General features: G+C 71.9%; 10 protein-coding genes. 3 read left to right on the top strand and 7 right to left on the bottom strand.

Annotated features, from left to right (window positions below):
* The first annotated feature begins 151 nt into the window (after positions 1 to 151).
* A complete protein-coding gene (locus ACWDV4_RS20770; RefSeq protein WP_449981249.1) occupies positions 152 to 703 on the top strand; it encodes a GNAT family N-acetyltransferase in 552 nt (183 codons plus the stop codon).
* A 57-nt stretch (positions 704 to 760) separates the two neighbouring features.
* On the opposite strand, the gene ACWDV4_RS20765 is transcribed toward ACWDV4_RS20770, so the two are convergent.
* The gene (locus ACWDV4_RS20765; RefSeq protein WP_449981247.1) at positions 761 to 1,681 is read right to left on the bottom strand and encodes an RNA polymerase subunit sigma-70; all 921 of its coding nucleotides are present in this window, start codon (positions 1,679 to 1,681) and stop codon (positions 761 to 763) included.
* A gap of 137 nt (positions 1,682 to 1,818) precedes the next feature.
* Between ACWDV4_RS20765 and ACWDV4_RS20760 the strand changes: the two genes are divergently transcribed.
* Complete coding sequence (locus ACWDV4_RS20760; protein WP_449981246.1) at positions 1,819 to 2,538, top strand: DUF899 family protein; 720 nt, start codon at positions 1,819 to 1,821, stop codon at positions 2,536 to 2,538.
* Between the two features lie 3 nt (positions 2,539 to 2,541).
* On the opposite strand, the gene ACWDV4_RS20755 is transcribed toward ACWDV4_RS20760, so the two are convergent.
* Both ACWDV4_RS20755 and ACWDV4_RS20750 read right to left on the bottom strand, forming a co-directional pair.
* Positions 2,542 to 3,348, bottom strand: a complete 807-nt coding sequence (locus ACWDV4_RS20755) for a TrmH family RNA methyltransferase (RefSeq protein ID WP_449981244.1) — start codon at positions 3,346 to 3,348, stop codon at positions 2,542 to 2,544.
* Positions 3,349 to 3,408: 60 nt separating this feature from the next.
* A complete protein-coding gene (locus ACWDV4_RS20750; protein WP_449981242.1) occupies positions 3,409 to 4,317 on the bottom strand; it encodes an alpha/beta fold hydrolase in 909 nt (302 codons plus the stop codon).
* A 98-nt stretch (positions 4,318 to 4,415) separates the two neighbouring features.
* Between ACWDV4_RS20750 and ACWDV4_RS20745 the strand changes: the two genes are divergently transcribed.
* A complete protein-coding gene (locus ACWDV4_RS20745; protein ID WP_449981240.1) occupies positions 4,416 to 5,087 on the top strand; it encodes a TetR/AcrR family transcriptional regulator in 672 nt (223 codons plus the stop codon).
* Positions 5,088 to 5,164: 77 nt separating this feature from the next.
* Here the strand turns inward: ACWDV4_RS20745 and ACWDV4_RS20740 are convergent, their stop codons facing one another.
* Genes ACWDV4_RS20740 through ACWDV4_RS20725 form a run of 4 tightly spaced genes read right to left on the bottom strand, consistent with a single transcriptional unit; the run spans position 5,165 to position 18,726 of the window.
* Complete coding sequence (locus tag ACWDV4_RS20740; RefSeq protein WP_449981239.1) at positions 5,165 to 7,033, bottom strand: hypothetical protein; 1,869 nt, start codon at positions 7,031 to 7,033, stop codon at positions 5,165 to 5,167.
* Positions 7,034 to 7,085: 52 nt separating this feature from the next.
* Positions 7,086 to 9,005 (bottom strand): hypothetical protein, encoded by a 1,920-nt coding sequence (locus tag ACWDV4_RS20735; protein WP_449981237.1) that lies wholly within the window; start codon positions 9,003 to 9,005, stop codon positions 7,086 to 7,088.
* A complete protein-coding gene (locus ACWDV4_RS20730) occupies positions 9,002 to 13,672 on the bottom strand; it encodes a hypothetical protein (RefSeq protein WP_449981235.1) in 4,671 nt (1,556 codons plus the stop codon). Before ACWDV4_RS20730 ends, ACWDV4_RS20735 begins: the two co-directional genes overlap by 4 nt.
* Complete coding sequence (locus tag ACWDV4_RS20725; protein ID WP_449981233.1) at positions 13,669 to 18,726, bottom strand: hypothetical protein; 5,058 nt, start codon at positions 18,724 to 18,726, stop codon at positions 13,669 to 13,671. The genes ACWDV4_RS20730 and ACWDV4_RS20725 overlap by 4 nt, the downstream gene beginning before the upstream one ends.

Below are 18,726 nucleotides of genomic sequence, written 5' to 3'. Positions count from 1 at the left end.
CAGCCCGCATGATCATGCAAATAGAAGTCGGCCGCTGCCCTGGCCATTCGACCGCCGCGTGCGACTCAGGGGTTCGACTCAGGGGCATCCCGGCGTTCCTCGGGCCAAAAACCATGTGCGAGCGGCCAGGAAAGCTCCCTACCCTCCCGGCATGGATCTCCGCGAAGAACGCCCGGGCGACAGAGAGCCGGTACGGAACCTGCACCTTCAGGCGTTCGGTGCCGACCACGGTCGGGTCGTAGCCGACCTGGTCGACACCCTGCGGGACAGCATCACGCCTTCGGATGGTCTCTCGCTGGTCGCCGAGCACGACGGACAGATCGTCGGGCACATCATGTTCACCCGCAGCCTTCTCGACGCCCCTCGGCGACTGGTCGAGGTCCAGGTGCTCAGTCCGTTGGCCGTCATACCCGAACGCCAGGGGCGGGGTATCGGGTCGGCACTGGTCCGACACGGACTGAAGGTTCTCACCGAGCGGGCCGTCACCCTTGTCTTCCTGGAGGGCGATCCGCGCTATTACTCACGTTTCGGATTCGCGCCCGGTGGCGACCAGCGGTTCCGAAAGCCGTCCCTGCGCATCCCGGATGGCGCCTTCCAGGCCATCAGGCTCCCCGGATACGAGCCGTGGATGACCGGGACGCTGATCTACTCGGAGCCGTTCTGGCAACACGACGCAGTCGGCCTCCGCGACCCCAACGCATAGTGCGCGGATTGCTCTAATACCGGCATCGGCGGACCTGATCAGTGGTGCAGGGCAAATCTAGGGTGCCAACGTGGCTGGCATGCCGAAGGCGGCGATGTGACGAACGCCGACGAAGGCATTACTCTCCACGATCCTTCCGCCCTGGATCCGGAGCACATCGACGACCAGCCCCTCGTAATACGGGCTGCCGGGTCGACGGAGGTAGCAGATCAACGCCGGGCGTCCGTTGGCTGAGGCGGGGATCGTACGCCAGTCGAGCGGTCGGCCAAGAAACTCCGCAGCCGCGTCGATGCCGACCACCGGTGGTTCGGGCGGCATCGTGATGCGTACGTCGTCGGCCAGCAGGGCGCGGAACGACTCCGGATCCCTGGCGTTGGCGTACCGGCGCAGAATCTCCTCATCCTGACTGGTCAGGCTCGGACGACGCCAGTCGTACTGGTCAGCCGGAGCATGTTGCCGCATGATGCGACGAGCCCGCTGGAGGAGGCTGTTGACTGCCGTCACGGGGGTGTCAAATGCCTCGGCGATCTCCGGCGGCGTCCAGCCGTAGATGTCGCGCAGCACGAAGGCCGCCCGCTGCCGCGCGGGCAGGTACATGAGCGCTGCGATCACCGCCAGTTCGACGGTCTCCCGAGCGGAAAGGCCGATCTGTGGGTCTTCGGCCAGGAGGTCGTCGGGATAGGGGCCGATCCCGACGGCCCACTCCAGCGGATCCCCGGACGGCACAGTCCGATTGCCAGCCGCCTTGCGGCTGTCGAGGAAGACATTGGTGGCGATCCGGTACAGCCAGGTACGCGCCGAGGCCCGTCCTTCGAAACGGTCGCGGGCACGCCACGCACGTAGGAAGGTCTCCTGCACCAGGTCCTCGGCGTCGGGGACGTTGCCCGCCAGGCGGTAGCAGTGCAGGTGCAGGTCACGCCGATGATCATCGAAGGCGCGCGCCAGCCAGACCGCCCGCTCGGCAGACGAGTCGGACACGTGGCTCTCCCCGAACTGAATCGTCGTCACGACTGTACTGACGACCACGAACGCCATTCCTCATCGGTGACCGATGACGTTTGCCGCCAACGCTCGTCCGTACCAGTGACCGACCCGACTTCACGAAGGACCGAGCTATGACCGCAATCCCGGTGTCCGCAGCCGCAACCCCTCAAGTGGTCGACCGGCAGACCTGGCTACGTGAGTGCAACGAACTGCTGGCCCGAGAGAAGGCCCACACCCGCGAAGGGGACGCCATCGCCGCCGCTCGCCGTCGGCTGCCGATGACCCTCATCCCAGCAGCGGTCACCGTACAGGGCTCCGACGGCCACACCCCGATGGCGGAGGTGTTCGAGGGCCGTCGCATGCTCATCGCGTACTTCCACATGTGGCGCGACGGCAGGCCGTTCGAGGATCAGTGCGAAGGCTGCACCTTCTCGACCTGCCACATGCAGATGCTGGACTACCTGCATGCCCGGGACGTCACCTACGCCGTGTTCTGCCAGGGCCCGTACACCGACAGTGCCGCGTTCGCGGAGTTCATGGGCTATCCGTTTCCCTGGTACTCGGCGCGGGACGCTGACCCGGCCCTGGTCGACGGTCGCGATTTCGGGTTCATCGCCTGCTATCTGCGGGACGAAGATCGGGTCTACGAGACCTACTGGACCACCGGTCGGGGCGTGGAGGCGCTGATGACCAGCTATCACGCCCTGGACCTCACCGTGTACGGGCGACAGGAGAAATGGGAAGAATCGCCGGACGGCTGGCCGCAGATCAATGGACACCCGTGGCGACTCGACGGTCGTCCGACAGCACAGTGGGGCCGGCCGGGCATCAGATCAACCGATCCCTGCTGACCGTCAGATCGGATCGTCGCGGCCCAACTCCCAGAAGGCCACCGCAGCGGCGGCGGCGACGTTGAGCGAGTCGACCCCCCGACGCATCGGGATCACCACCCGTACGTCACTGGCCGCCTGGGCTGCCTGGGTCAGACCGGCCCCCTCGGCACCGAGCAGCAGGGCGGCGCGGGCGCGCTGCTCGGCGGTCAGCCGCTGGATCGCCACCGCGTCCGGGGCCGGGGTCAGGGCCAGCACCGTGAAGCCGGCCGCGCGGACCTGGGCCAGACCGTCGGGCCAGGGCTCCAACTTCGCGTACGGCACCGCGAACACCTCACCCATGCTGACCCGTACGCTCCGGCGGTAGAGCGGGTCGGCGCACGACGGCGAAAGCAGCACCGCGTCGATGCCGAGGGCCGCCGCCCCCCGGTACACCGCCCCGATGTTGGTGTGGTTGTTGACGTCCTCGAGGATGGCCACCCGCCGAGCGGCGGCCAGCACCTCCGACGCGGCCGGCAGGGGCTTGCGGTGGAACGACGCCAGCACCCCCCGGTGGACGTGGAACCCGGTGACGGCCTCCAGCACCGTCTGGCTGGCCGCGTACGCCGGCCCGGCCTCGGCCAGATCACCGAGCTGGTCGACCCGCTTGGCGTCGACCAGGAACGAACGCGGCCGGTAGCCGGCCCGTAGCGCCCGGCGCAGCACCAGCTCCCCCTCGGCGATGAACAGGCCGTGCGGCGGCTCCCAACGGGTACGCAGCTCGACATCGGTGAGCGCCCGATAGTCGGCGATCCGCTCGTCGTCCGGGTCGGTGATCAGTTCTACGGCCACGCTGCCGATTCTTCAGCAGGTGACGATCATCGACGCGAGAGGCCCCGCCGCAAGCCCCTTTCACTCGACAGCGAGCGGTTGCCCGTCGGCGTAGTCGGCAAGCGCGCGAATTTCGTCGGCGTAGGTAGCCCAGACATCGCCGACGAGAAAGTGGCCGAGGCCGGGCAGGATACGCAGGCGGGCGCCAGGAACGGCAGCGGCGATGTCACACGCGGCCGTCGCCCGCAGCAACGGGTCACCATCGCCGTGCAACACCAGGGTCGGTGCGGTGATCCGGGCGAGCGGGCCGCCGTGCCACTTCGCACCGATCTGCCGGCTCTGCGCCTTGTCGTCGCGGATGCTGACCACCTGGTGTGCGGCCTCCTTGTCCACGAACGCGCGTACGTCGTCCTCACCGATGCGCTGGCCAGGTGCGGCCAGTGCGCGGGCGGCGGCGACAGCCAGGGCCAGGTTGCCCTGTGGGGTCTCGGGAAAGCGGAGCCGGGCGAACCGGGCCACTGTTGCCAGGCGCAGGTAGCGCAGGACCCTCAGGCCTTTCGTGTCGCTGGGCACGGCCCCGGAAGTGGTAACGCTCAGCACACGCTTCGGATGGCGGATCGCGGTGCGCTGCGCCACGAGCCCGCCCATGGAGTGGCCGAAGATGTGGGCGCGCTGCCAGCCGAGAGCGTCCAGAACGGCAACCGCGTCGTCAGTCTGATCCTCGGCGCTGTACGCAGGGGTCGCACGGCGCAGCAGGGCACTTATCGGCGAGCCACCATCCCGGTCGGTCAGGTGGGTGGACTCGCCGGCGTCGCGCTGGTCGTAGGCCACGACGTGGAACCCGCGTCGCACCAGCTCACCCACCAGCCCATCCGGCCACCAGAACCGCGAGATCCCCAGCCCCATGACCAACAGCAGTGGTTCACCACCCCCGCCGCCCAGGTCCTCGAAGGCGATCTGAATCTCACCGTTATGCGCGAAGTGCGTCATCACGACTCCTCTCCTTAGCAACCAAACAATATTTCGCGAACACCGTACGCGAACACCGTACGCGAAAGGGTAAACTGTCGGCACTCAAGGAGGAAGCAATGGCAGGACAGCCCGAATCGATGATCTGGATGCGACCGGAGCAGGCATTGGTCGGACGTCCGGCTGAGCGCAGTCGCGTCGAGATCACCGCTGCCGCGGTGAAAGTGGCCGACCGAGAGGGCCTGGAGGCCGTCTCCATGCGTCGCGTCGCCGCAGCTCTGGGCACCGGCGCCGCCTCGCTCTATCGCTACGTGGCCACCCGCGACGACCTGCTCGACCTGATGACCGACAGCGTTGCGGCCGAATACGATCGGCCCACCCCCACCGGCGACTGGCAGGCCGATCTGCTGGCAATTGCCCATCAGGCACGGCAAATCATGCGACGTCACCCCTGGCTGCCGACCCTGGTCATCACCCGCCCCACCCTCGGCCCACGGGGAATCGACCTACTTGAGCATGTACTCGACGTACTGGCCGACCATCCGGCCGACCCCGCCCGCAAACTCGAAGCCTTCGCCCTCATGAACGGACTGACCGCACTGTTCGTCCAAAACGAACTGACCACCGCCACGCCCGACACCCGACGCCAGTCCGCCTACCTGCGTCATGTGGCCACCGAAGGCAACCACCCCCGGATCACCACCCTGCTCTCCGCCAGCACACCCGACGGCAACCCCTCTGACCCGTTCGACGCCGCACTCACCGGCGCCCTGGCCGGCGTGCTGAGTTGACCATGTGCCACGGCCGCACCCCTCCGGTTTGCGGGATACGGCCGTAACACTGTCATGCAAAAAGCACCGTCTCGGGCTCAGATGGTGAGGTCCGGCGCGAGACTGAGACCGGCCGTCTCGCTCGGCGGTGCCGCCCGACGCGACTGGATCGTCGCAGCCGACACCTCGGTTTCCAGCGGTTCCAGGTCGGCCCGGACTGCGAAGACCTGCCAGTAGAAGGCATGCGATGCCTTCGAACCGTCGGCGGTGCGTACCCGGAACTCGCCGGCTGCGACCCGCGACGCCGCCAGCGGCGACACCGGCTCGTCATCCTCGAAGACCGGGGTGAGCTGGACAGTACGGCCCTCCGGGAGGGTCAACGCCTCGAAGTAGGTGGGCAGTTCGACGGTGGCCGCCCCGTCGACGAGCCGCCCCTCGCCCCGGTAGTAGACGCCGTTCTCCGGACCTTCCACCGCGGCGTGGACGAGCACCCGACGGTTCGGGTCCGCCGGATCGTCCAACGGGTGGTCGATGACGAACTGCTTGGTCTTGCCCTGGATCCGCCCGGCGGCGTCGATCGCGACGGGGTACGGCCCGCCGAGCGGACCGGCGTAGAGCGCCCCGGAGACGAACATGTCGAAGGTGCCGATCCCGCCGCCGCTCCAGTCGGGCAGCGAGTTCGGGCTCACCCGCACCCCGAGGGTGCCGTTGATCTGCGCGTTGCCGCCGATGAAGCCCCGGTTCTCCACCCAGAGGCAGCCCGTCTCCGGGCCGGCGCCGCCCCCATAGCCGATGTAGACGCCACTGTGGTTGAGCAGATAGAGCCGCTCCGAACCGTTGAGGTGCATCCGGCCGTTGGCGGTGACATAGCGGCTACCGGCCAGGTAGACATCACCGCCGACCGCCAGGTTGCCCTGCACACTCAGGTCACCGCTGGCCCCGGCCTCCTTGATCAGGTGCAGGCCGCCGGCCGACCGGACGGTCATCGTGCCGTCGGTAACCAGACCCAGCCCGCCCCGACCCCGTACCGTGGCGGCCCGCAGCTCCCGCAACTCCAGATCGGTGTACGCCCGGCTGTGCAACCCGTAGTCCAGGCTGGGCCCGTCGTTGCTGCGGTCGACCAGCTCGAAGCCCCGGCCGGCGCGGAACGACAACTGCGCGTGCTGCGCTCCCGGTCCCCAGAAGCCAAGCCCGGCCACCACCTGGTCGGCGACGACAGTACCGCCGTCCAGGCTGCCCAGTTGCAGCATCGAACGACTGATCCGCAGCCGGTTCGCACCGGCCTGGTAGAAGTCGATGGCGTCCTCGGCCTCGTTGCCGACCCCGAGACGCAGCACGGTGTTCTCACCCGAGGTGGCGAAATAGCGGATGAACGCCTCGTCGCCGGTGCCACCTCCGGGGTCGCTGGGGAACTGGATCCCGGCCTGCCGGGAGTTGCCGATCGCGGGAACGATCGCGCCGACCGGCACCCGCAGGCCGGCCACCACCCGGTCGGTGTTGTCCACGGTGACCACACCCTGGTTACGGGTGACCCGACCGAGTACGACGGACCGGTTCGGATCGTCCGGCCGGGTCGTCGTCACCTCGACCTGCCCCTCCTCGGTCCAGCGGGTCTCCGCCGCTACCCCGCCCTCGTCCCGGCGGTCGGTGAGCCACTCCCGGTAGCGCAACGACACGTAGAACGTGCCGTCGGCGGTCAGGGCGACCCGCCGGTCCTCCGGCACCACGATGACCGAGCCGTCGGTGTCGACGGCCACGCCCTCGCCGACGGTGATGTCGCTGCCGGTCGGGGTGAGCGTCAGCCCTTTGACCACACCCACCGGGTGCAGCAGCCGGGCGACCAGGTTCTGCCGGGCCAGTAGATAGTCGACCGCCTGGGCCAGGTCGGCGGCGCGCAGGTACTGGTGGTCGTAGTAGCGGGGCCGGGCCATCGGCAGCGGCGAACCGTTCTTCCAGGTGATCGTCATCGTCGTCTCCGCGAGTACGGGTGGGTGGTCAGAAGAAGAGGAATGGGCCGGTTCACCGGGGCTCCACGACGTCGTAACGCAAACCGCTGGAGGCTTCCCCGCCGCCGGTGTGCTTCGCTCGGCCGAGCCAGAGATGCACCGAGCCGTCGGTCCACCGGGCCAGTTGCCACTGGCGAACCACTCGGGCCCCGGCGCGCGGCACCTCCTCCTCCGGGATGGCCAGCTCGACCAGTTCGGTGCCGCCGGAGCGAGGCCGCCAGTCCAGCACCCGGCTGTGACCGGTCACCGCGACCGGCTCCCCGTCGCGGGTCGGCTGCTGCAACGGCACGCGGTGCAGTCGTACCGAGGTCGGGTCACCCTCGAAGGGTGTGGGCAGCAGCGGCACCCAGTTCTCCGGCACGGTGGTGGCGAAGGCGTACGAGGCATCCGGCACGGGCACCGGCTGCCCGGTTACCGGGTCGACAGCCGGCGGCACCGCTGGCCGCTGCGGTACGGCAGCCCGGCCCACCTGGGCGGTCCGGTCGATCCCCCGGCCGGTCGCACCGGTCACCGTCCGCTCGATCGCCCAGGCGAGGTTCGCCATCTCGTCCCGCCCGAACCGCACCTCCTCCACCGGCTCGGAATCCGTGGTCGCCGCGACCGTGGCCGGCAGCACCAGCACGTCGGCGGGACCATCAGACCCGACACCGTCGAGGCCACCGGTCGCCCTGTTGGCGGGGCGGAACAACGCCCAGCCCCGGCCCCCGGGGGCCGGTGGCACCAGGGTCTGCCCACCAAAGGTGTCGGTCACGATCAACGACCGGATCCGGGTCGCGGAGCCGACCGGCAGTTCCAGCGGAACAAGGAAGTGGTCGTTGGCGTAGACCAGGCCGTACTCCAACAGGAACATCCGGGCCAGGTCACCGGCGCTCGCCCCGATCTGGGCCAGGTTGACCCGGGAGTCCTCCATCTCCCAGAACCGGATCGCCGGCATCCCGGCGTAGCTCACCGGCGTGGGCAGAGTGATCCGGACGACGTCCTCGACCGCGGCCACGCTCTGCAACGTCTCGCCCGGCTCGTGGTCGAAGTGGTACCAGTCCAGCCGGTCGCCGTCGTACTCGTGGGCGGTGAGGACCACCTCGCCGGCCGAACCGGCGGCACCGATGGCGAACTCGTACTCCAGCCGTTCCCGCTGCCAGGCGCTGCCCTCCAGACCCGGGGTGCTGATCACCGGGTGGAACTCCGCCGCCGGCCACGGCGGCGTCTGCGGCCGGGGATCGACCCCGGGTGAGATCACCGCCGGCAGTTGCAGCAGGTAGCCGGCGGGCGGGCCCGCCGGCCGGGCCGGCACCCCCAGCCAGGCAAGCCACTCGGCGATCACCGTCCGCACCGTCTCCAGCAGCGCCGCCGGTACCTCCACCTCGGTCAGGAACGAGCCGTCGGCGCAGGCCCGCAACACCTGGTCGCCATGCGGCACCCGGCCAGCCACCAGCCGCAGGTAGCCGGCGGTGGCCGGATCGGTCGCCGACGGCGCGTCCGCTGGTACCTCCGGAATCGGGTAGCGGTCGATGATCGCCGAGGTCAGTGATCCGGCCCCGGCGGCGGCGAGCAAGCGCAGAAAATGCTGCCCTGTCTCGGCCGCGAACCGCAGGTCGTCGGCGGTGGCCGCGGTCTCCCGCTCGACCAGCGCCTCCAGCGGTACGCCGGACGGCATGGGCACCGTGCTGCCGGAGCTTCCACCGGGCCGGTACCGGGTGAACGCGGCCACCTCGGCGTGCACCCGGGCGGCCACCGGGGTACCGGCGTCCTCCCCGGTGAACTCGCCGAGCTGCCACTGCCGGGCCAGCAGCCACAGCGGGTCGGCGGTGCGCGCCTCCAGCGACGGGCTCATGTCCCCCCGCCGGGTGCGTGGCTCCAACCGGGTCCAGGTCGTCACGGACGGCTCGGCACCATCCGCCACCGGTGCGCCGGCCGCCAACTGGTCGGTGCTCATCTGCCCTCCTGCAACCCGGCCGGCGGCACCGCCGCGTCCGGAACGAAGTCCGTGGTCGTCGCGGATTCGGCGACGTTGGTGGGTAGGTAGGTGGCCGGCAGGAACTGACCGGCGTCCCCCAGGGAGTCGACGTCGACCGCCCGAGCGATCGCCAGGTCCAGGGACTCCTCCAGCGTCTGGGCGAGCGAGGCAGGCTGCCAGGTCGGTGCGCCGTCGGCCGGCACCGCGAGCAGGATCGCCTGCGGGGCGGCGGCAGCCGGTGCGTCGTACTCGAAGGTGAGGCCGGTCTGCGCCCGACCGGCCGGGACCACCTCGCTCCACTCGTCCACCAGCAGGCCGTGCACCGGCCGGCTGAGGTCCAGCTCGCCGAGGGAGACCACGACCATCGACAGCGGCTCGGTCTCCGGTCGTGGTGGGGCGTTGCCCACCCACCGGTCCCCCACCTGGTACGGCAGTTGCGCCACCCGTATCCGCAAAGGAAGCTTGACCGTGCCGCCGGCGTCCAGCGCCTCCGCGTAGGTGAGCACCTCCTGCAACCGACCCACGGCGGGGCGGACCCGGCCGTACCGGGCCAGCCAGTGGCGCACCGCGTGCGGCGAGCCTTGGAGCACGTCACTGGCCCCGAGCACCGCCGACAGGACGGCCGGCTGCGGTGCCCAGGTGCGTGACAGGACCGGCATGTCGTTGCCGAGCAGCGCCCGGATCCGGGAAACCTGGAACTCCCGACGCTGCTCCGGTGGGGTGGTCGGATCGTCGAACTCGATGTCGGGGCGGCAGCCGCAGGCCCCGGCCGGGCACGGCGTACGCCCCACCCGCTGTGCCACCAGCCGACAGTGCGCGGCCAGTCGGCGGGTCAACTCGGCGGCGGCGTTACCGGCGGCCTCGGCCACCGCGGCCCCGGGCTCACCCGACTCGGCCGCTGCCGCCGCAGACCGCTGCGCGGCCGCTGGCTCCCCGGATTCCGCAGGGCTGGGCAGCGGCGGCACCGCGCCGACCACCCCGAACCCCACGGCAGGCCGCAGCAGCGTTCGTACGGCGTCCTCGTCCCACCCCGGGTCGTCGGGCGAGCCGGCCGCCGCCAGGTTCTCGGCCACGGTACGGGCGGCCTGCCACAGTTCGTCGGCCTCGGCCCGGGTGACCGGGTCGTACTGCGGGGCGAGCCCCGGATCGTCGCTCAGGTCGGCGGCGAGCACCTGCCGGCCCCGGCCCAGCAGGTCCCGCAAAGCGGTAGCGGTGTGCAGGAACTCGGCCAGGCTGACCCGGTCGCCCCGATCCCCCGGGCGGTGGTCGTAGTCCAGTTCGAGCCGCCACTGCCGGGTCACCTCGGCCGGTGCGAACCGCTCCCAGGCGAGCAGTTCGAGCTGCCGGTCCAGATCCGCGTCGTCCGGCGCGGCCGGATGCGGTGGCGCGGTGACCAGGTCGATGGCCGGGATCTGCAGGGCATCCAGGCTCGCCTCGACATAGGGGGTGGCCACCAGGCCGTCCGGGGCGTGCCAGCGCATCCGCCAGAACACCCGCTTCGCCGGTGGCAGCAGCGCCGAAACGAGGGCGTCGGCCGCCGCGCCGACGATCCGAGGCCGCTCGTGGCGGGCCGCCGGCCAGTCCGTACGCAGGCGGTCGAAACGGCTGTCCAGGTTGAACAACACCATCACCCGATGGGTGACCGGCACGCCACTGTTGGGCGTACGGGTGACGTGCAGCTGCGGTGGGCTGGTGGCGGCCCCCGAGATGACGTCCACCGCGGCGGCGGCGCGGTTCATGTCGCCGACGGCGAGTTGGTGCACCCCCTCGGCGAGCAGCACGTCGCCCACCGCATCGGCGCTGTCGGCGAGGCCGTGCAGCACCTCGGTCACGGCGGCCCGGGCCGGGCCGGGCAGCCGGTCCAGTTCCGGGACGAGCGCACCGGCCTGGTGCAGCCGGTGCAGTTCGAGCCCGTCGGTGACGACGGCCGACTCGACCGTCGGCGTGATCTCGGTGCCGCCGTCCTCGGTGGCGTCCACCCGGTGGGCGCGCAGCGGGGCAAGTCGCCGGAACAGCGGCAGGTACTGGTCGAGCGGGCCCTGCGGATGGTCGTGCAGACCCCGCTCGAACCGGTAGCCCAGCAGCGCACCGAGGGACTGGCCGGAACGCATCCCGTCGAGGATCTGCTCGGCGAGGCGTACCCGCCGGGAGGAGAGGTCCACCGCGACCGGGTTGTCGTCCCCGCCGCCGTGCGAGCGCCAAGCGCTGCGCAGCACCGCTGCGGTGACTGCCTGCGCCGCCGACGGGGCGTGCACGTGTCCGGCCCCGTCCGGTGCCGCGACCAGGGTGGCACCGGCGGCGGTCGCCGGTACGTGCTCCGGGCGGGCGACCCGGGCCGGTGGCGGGGCCGGGGTCAGGTCGGTCACCCACCCGTACGCCCCGACGTGCACCCCGGCGGGCAGGTCGGCGGGACGGTCGGCGAGCGTCCGGTCGAGTCGTACCGTGGCCAGCGAGGTGATCCAGGCGTCCAGCCGGTGCGCGGTCAGGCCGAGCGTCCCGGCCAGGTAACGCTGGAGGTCGGCCGGGGGCAGCGGTGGCACGGGCGGCTCGCCCGACGGCGGCTCGGGCGGGCACAGCGCCTCGGCCAGTTCTGTCAGTGCCGAACGGAACTCGGCCAGGTCGGCGGTGGCCGCAGCCTGCCGAGGGTCGGCCGGCTGCGGGGTGGCCAGGTACGCCCCGACGGTCTGGCCACCCGAGTCGGGCACCACGACCGTCAGCCGCCGCCGGAGGGTGGCGGTCAGCTCCCGAGGCCGGACGTCGACCAGTTCGGGTTCGGGGATCTCGCGGGCCGAGGGCAGCCCGGCGGCGGTGGCGAAGGCGTCCGCCGCCGCCGAGTGTTCGGCGATCAGAGCCGCCCGCAGCAGCCGGTAGAACAGTGGCACCGGCCCGTCGCCGACCGGGGCGGCCGGGACACTGTCTCCGGTAAGCCCGACGGCGGCCAGCGCGGTGAGGTACGCGTGCACCCGTACCGGGTCGGCCTCGTCCGCGCCGACTCCATCTGCGGCTGGCCCGTCGAGCATCGGGGTGCCGAGCGCGAACGCTTCCTTGGCGAAGACCGCCAGGGACAGCCGCGGATCGGTGCTGCCGCCCAGGCCGAGGGCGGTCAGCAGGGCCCGACCCGGTTCGACGACCTGCTGCCGCCACTGTGGGCCGAGATCGAGCCGGGCGAACCGCCACAGCCAGCTGACGTACTCGTTGCCGAGCATGCTGCGGGCCCGCACCTCCAGCACCCGGGCATCGGTGGCCAGGATCTCCACCATCGTCTTCTCCGGATCGGCCAGTCCGGGGCGTACCCGGGGCACCGGGGAGGTCAGCCAGACCCGCTGCCACAGGTTGCGCAGTACGGTCACTGCCCGCTGCTCGCCGGTGCCCGTCGGCTGCCAGGTGCGCAGGGCCGCCACCGGGAGCAGCCCGTACGGCTGACTGCCGATCCGCAGGGTCGGCAGCGGCCCTTCGGAGTGCACGTGCGCGACGAAATGCTCCCGAATCTGCTCCTGCTCGGCGGGGGTGGCGACGGGCAGCAGGTGCCGCAGCGTACCGCCGAGGGTGGCCGGCCACAGCGCACGCCGTACCCGCCGCTCGACGCGGCGTTCGCTCCGGTCGGCGTGGGCGGCCCGGGCCAGGCTGGTGGGTGCGTTGGCCCGGGTCGCCCGGCGGCGGGTGGCGGTCAGCAGGTCGGTGCCGTCGGCGGTAAGCGACACGGCCAGCCCAGCGGCGGCCAACGCGGCGGCGCTCTCCGAGTCGGTCGGGCCGGTGTCCTGGCCGGTAACCGGGGCGACCGGGGGCCGGGGCGTGACGGTCACCGTCTCGGTGTTGTTGGTGGGGGTGCCCGGGGGCAGGAAGGCCAACCCATCGGTGGCGGCATGCGCCTCCAGGAGCCGGCCCAGCGCCTGCGCGGAGAGGTCGGGGGTGCGCTGCGCGTCGACCCCGAAAACGAGCAGCCGGGCGATCGGCAGCGGTCGGCCCGCGCTGTCCGTCGGCACAGTGACCGGGAACGCCATCCCGACCGCCTGGGCGACGGCGTAGTCGACCATCCAGCGCATGCCGTCGTCGACCGGTACGGACTCCGGCGGCAGCTCGTCGAGCGGAGTACCGGTCGGGGGCTGGTCGGGGCGGATCGGGGTGAGGCCGGCGGCCAGGTCCCGGGTCACCGAGCCGGAGGTGCCGGAGAAGAGCAGCCCAGTGCTGGTCCGACCGACGGCGATCCACTGATTGGGCAGCAGCCGTACCCGGGCCGGGTCGCACCACGGACCCGGCCGGTCCAGCGGGTCCGGGAAGTCGCCGGCGGTCGGGTCCGGTTCCATCACCCGGGCGATCCAGCCGGCCCGCTGCTCGCCGAAGCGGCGGACCAGCTCGGCCCAGGCGGTATCGTCGGGGGCCACCGTGGTTCGCGCCGGGCCATCACCGGTGGCGGGGCCGGCGGTGTCGTCTGCCGGGTCGCCCCAGTACGTCCGCCCGGCGGCCTCCTCCTCGGCGGTGAGGCCGGGCTCGTGGTCGTCGATGTGGATCTGGTCGGGATACACCCGGATCTTCAGGGTGGCCTGGTCGAACCGGGTCTCCAGTCGGACCGGCAACAGCACCACCGGATACCAGGTGGAGAGCGTCCACGGGGTCTGTGGCAGGGCATCGGCCAGTGGCAGGGTCATCGTGGCTCCGGCGGTAGTAGCAGGTCACTGGCGTGACGGGCGAGCATGACGGGACGTTGCAGGGCCACCCGGGCCATGTCGGCGGCGGTACGACCGAAGACCGCACCGTCCACCGGGTCGCTGGGCATTCCCGGCGCGTACGGGGAGAGGAACCGGACACCGGAGGGCAGGTCTCCCCAGTGCAGGTCGTCCCAGTGCTCCCCGGCCCACGGCGGCGGTGCCTCCGGCGGGGTCCACTCCTCCGGTTCCAGGTCCAGCCCGAAGCGGGGCGCGGTCGGCTGCTCGCGGAGGACGAAGAAGTAACCCGGATCGCCGGCCGCCTCGGTGGCTGCGCCCCGGGCGACCTCGGCGGTGAACGGAAAACCGAAGAGCAGCAGATCCGGCGAGAGCCAGGCGTTGAAGATCGGCAGGATGTCGTCGCCGGTGGTCTCCCGCTCCTGCGGGCCGGTCCACCGGGCCCGGCGCATGGTGACGATGGTGGACGGGAAGCGGCGCAGCACCTCACCCCGGATCACCAGTACCAACGACTGCTCGCCCGGCGCACCGACGGCGGTGAGGTGGGTGCCCAGCGGTCCGCTGCGCCACGCCTCGTCGGTGAGCGGCGGGATGTCGGTCAGCGGCGCGCCGGCCGACATCGCACCCCGTACGTCCCAGAACTGGCGGAACCAGGTCTGCTTCGGGTCGGCCGGGAACTCCCGCCACAGCATCTCCCGGCTCATCTCGTGGTTGAGCCCCACCAGGAACGCCTCGATGAAGCGGGGGTTGGCGGCCAACGCGGTCATCGTCTCCGGTGCTACGGCCGGCAGGTTCGGCACGACATTCTCCTGGGAGAGCGCACGCAGCAGCTCGTACGCCGGGACGTCGAAGGTCACCCCGGCCAGCAGCCGGCGCATCGGGTCCCCGGTGTCCGGCACCGCCCGCACCAGCGGTCGGCCGTCGACGCTGAGCCCGGCGAGCACCTCGCCGGTCACCGCGAACTCCGGTTCGACGGTGCCGCGCACCGCGTTCGCCGCCGGGCCAAGTTCGACCTGGGCCGGCTGGTCGTCGTGGGCCAGCGCCTGGGCGGGAGCGAGCCGCCCCTGGTGGTTGGCGGCGGCGGCCATGAACGCGTCGCCCATCCGGCCCCGGTCGGCGACCAGGTCGGCGCGCAGGTCCGCGATGCTCACCGCACAGCCCCGGCCGGTGCTGGTGTCGGCCGCACCCCGGACGATCAGGATCGGACTCCAGTACGCCGGGCTGCCCGCCTCGTCCAGGTCGAACGCGACCTGGCAGCGCAGGCCGTTGGTGGCCGAGCGGTATACGACGACCAGGTCGGGGCGGCGGGTGCCGGTGATGTCCGCGACGGCGATCCCGGCGCCGGTACCCGAGGCGACCGCCGCCTGGTCGGGCACCCCGAGTGGGCCGGTCCAGGCGCTGTCAGCGACCCGGCCGCGTCGGTTGATCCCTCGCCCGGTGAAGTAGCGGGCCACCTGCGCACCGCCGACAGCCCGGCCAGCCACGAAGACCAGCAGGTCGGGTACATGGTCGCCGGTCATGTCGACGACCTCCACCCCGAGCGAGTGGATTTCGTTGAAGGTGTACGGCGTGGTGAACGAGTCGCTCCACCCCCGGGTGACCTGGCCGGTGTCGTCCAGCCCCCACCCGACCCGGTAGAGCACCCGGTTGACGACGGGGTCCGGGCTGCTGACCGCGTACCCGATGACGAGTTCGGGGCGGCCGTCCCCGTCCAAGTCGGCGACGGTGACGTCGACCGCGCTGGCGTACGGGCTGATCGGGTCGACCAGCTCGTACGGGCCGGTCCAGCCGCCGGTGGCCGTACCGGACGCGTCCACAGTGCGCCCCACCCAGTAGGCAAGTCGGCCGCCGGTGAGCACCGCCACCGCGATCAGGTGCAGCCGCCCGTCGGCGGTGAGCAGCCCGGTCACGGTGGTGGCGGTGGCGCGCGCCCGCACCGTGCTGAACGGGCCGGCAACCGCCGTGGTGAGGTCGTTCTCTCGCAGCGCGCCGTCCTCGCCGACGTTGTGCCCGAGCTGGCACCGGATGCGGCTGCCCGCCCCCTCGTCCACCGTGTACGAGACGAGCAGTGAGGAGAGCAGGCCGACCCGGGGCACGAACCGACGGTCGGCGGGGGCCGGGGCGTCGTCCCGACCGGTACCACGCGGGTCGGCCGGGGTGCCGTGGTCGACCCAGCCGTAGCCCCGGTATCCCCAGGAAAGCGCGGCAAGTCGCCCGTCGGCAGTCTTGACGAAGACTTCCCCGTCACGCTCGTCCCCGGTGACCGGTCCCGGCCGGTGCGGGGCGAGCCCGTTGGCGGGCCGCCCGATCTCGTGCCAGTACCAGTAGTAGATCTCGTGCAGGTCGTGGTAGTGCTCGTAGCGGCCGAACAGGCGCAGGTCCGAGGGGTTGCCCTCGGGGTGCGCCAGCACCAGCATGTCGGTTTCCTCGTCGGTGGCGATCTGCGCGGTCTGCTGCGCCAACGACACGATCCGCATGTTCGGTGGCAGCGGCGGCACCGGGCCGGGCCGGCCGTGGTTGATGGAGCCGTTCTGGTAGCTGAACTTCGTCACCAGTTCCCCGGTCGGGGTCAGGTAGGCGAAACCGGTCCGACCGGACGAGCTGAACCCGTGGTACGACGCGGGCGAACCCCAGATCGGCGGGTCCTGGCCCGCGCCAACCTGACTCCAGCCACCTCCGGCGTGGACGAAGAGCCGGTTTCCCGAGGTCGCCACGAACACCCCTTCGGGGTACGGGCGCGGCGAGCCCCACAGCCGCTCGTACTGGTTGAGTTGCGGTGCGCCGAGCGAGGCCCAGCTCCGGCCGACGCTGTCGAAGCGGTGCAGGCTGCCGTCCCGGCCGAGCACGTACACATCGTTGCCGGCGGTGTTGGGCCGGCTGGCCAGGCCACCGCCGGGCGCGCCGCAGTCGTTCCACACCCACCGGTCGCCGTCGTAGCGACGTTCCCAGAGGCGGCTGTCGCGGCCCCGGACGTACACCCGGTCGGGGGCGATGGTGGAGCCGGAGGTGGCGACCCAGGTGCCGGGCGGGGTGCCATGGTCTCGCCACACCCAGACCCCGTCCAGCCGGCGGCGTTCGAAGAGCCGTCCGTCGGCGGCGGCGACGAAGAATCGGTCGGTGCCGAGCAGGTCACCGCCGTTGCTGGCCAGGGTGGTGACCGGGTCGTCGGCGGCCGCAGCCAACCCGGTCACAGCGGCCAATCCGGTCGCTGCGGCTAACCCGGCGGCTGTCGGGTACGCCCCGGCGGCAAGCCCCTGTCCGCCGGAGGTGTGCCACCACGGGTTACGGGCGGCGGCCTCGATCGCGGCCCGGGTCAGTGAACCGATGCCCTGGCCGGGCGGGACCAGCGTGTCGAAGACGGTGCCGCCGGCCGGGATGCGGGCGGCGGGCACCGGACTGGTGCCGGCGGCCAGTCGGGGCAGCGGGGCGGGGGCCGCGCCGGTGGGCCGCAGCCGTCGGGCCAACGGGCCCCGGGGGCGGGCGAGCCGGCGGAACGCCGGGGAGGTCGCGGCCTTGGCTCCGGTGTTGCCGTCGAGCACCTCGTCCAGCGCCGGGGATGCGGCGTTGACCCCGGCCCCTGCGTCGGCTGCGGCCCGTGTGACATCGGCGGTCCGTTGGGCGCGGGGCCCGGCCAGGGCACCCGGGGCGGGCGGGGTGACCAGGTCGTGCACCGGTTGGGTCAGGGCGACCAGTTGGTCGTCGCGCAGTGCCCGGCCGGGGGCCGCCGGGTCGATCCGCTTGGCGAAGAGCGCCTCGGCGGCGTCCCGGGCGGCCTGTCCCCGACGCAGTTGCTCGTTGATCTCGCGCACCTGGGCGGCGCGTTCCCACGCGGCGGCGGCCAGCTCCTCCTGGTGTTTCTGCACCACCTGGGTGCCGAGCGCGGCGGCGGCCCGGTAGCGGGGATCCAGGTTCAGTCCGGCCAACCACAGTGGCTGCTCGCCGGGCGGCGGCACCCGTCCCTCCTGGAGGTGCACCTCGCCGTAGAGGGGCGGGGTGAGCCGGTCGTCGGCGTGCTCCAGCAGGCTACGCATGGTGGCCTGCCAGGGGTCGGCGACCGCCGGGTCCCAGACGCTGGGCAGCATGCTGGGTGAGGCGAGGGCCCCTTCGAAGGCCAGCACGGACCGCCCCTCGACACCGGCCGGTTCGATCTCGGGCAGTCCACCGCCGGCCGCCGCGATGTCGACCGGGCGACGGCCCACGTCGGCGGGGAGCGGCCGGGCGCGCAGCCGACGGGACAGCGACTCGAAGTCACCGTCCGGCCCGGTGCGGAACGTCCAGTGGTGGTAGATCGGCAGGATGATCCGACTGTCGGGAGTGGAGTACGGGGTGTCCGGTCCCCAGGCGGGGACCAGCGGGCCGGCGTCGTCCACCGGCAGGCCCAGTCCGGCCGCTACCCCCGCGGCGAAGGCGGGCACCACCGCCGCGACGTAGTCCACGTCGGCGGCGAGCCGACGCGGGCAGATCAGCCGAGAGAGCGTACGCTCCGGCGCGCCTGTGATCACCTTCGAAACGTCCTCGGTCTCGGTGGTGAGCAGCACCTGCGCGTGCGCCCAGGCCCAGGACTCGCCGAGCGTGGGTAGTTCCCCGACGGTGGTGGCCAGCCGGGCCAGGGCCTGGCCGGGCACGGTCGTCACCGTGTCGCGGTCCGGGGCGACCGGCACCACCACCAGCACCAGCCAGGGGCGCAACCGGCCCTGCTCGTCGGGGCTGGCCGGGGTGTAGAGCCAGGGCAGGTCGGGCCGGTCGAACTCGACGGCGGCGAAGAGGGTGACGTCGGCGTTCTCCGCACCGGGGGCCGGGCAGCTCCGGATGACCTGCTGCGCGTCGATGCCGGTAACGTCGCCCGGCCCGTACAGCAGGCCGGTGGTCGTACCGACGATGTCGGAGACCTCGTCGGTACTGGTGTCTCGGCCCTGTGCGGTGACCGACAGGGACAACTCGGCGCGGGCGCTGGGCAGCGCCCCGGTGAGCGGATCGGGAGTGGAGATCACCCGGGTGAGGCCCTCGCGGACCCAGGGAAGAAACCGGAGACCACCCAT

The organism is Micromonospora sp. NPDC003197, assembly GCF_053590565.1.
The sequence above is the reverse complement of the archived record's forward strand: the minus strand, read 5'-3'. Positions and strand labels throughout refer to the sequence as shown.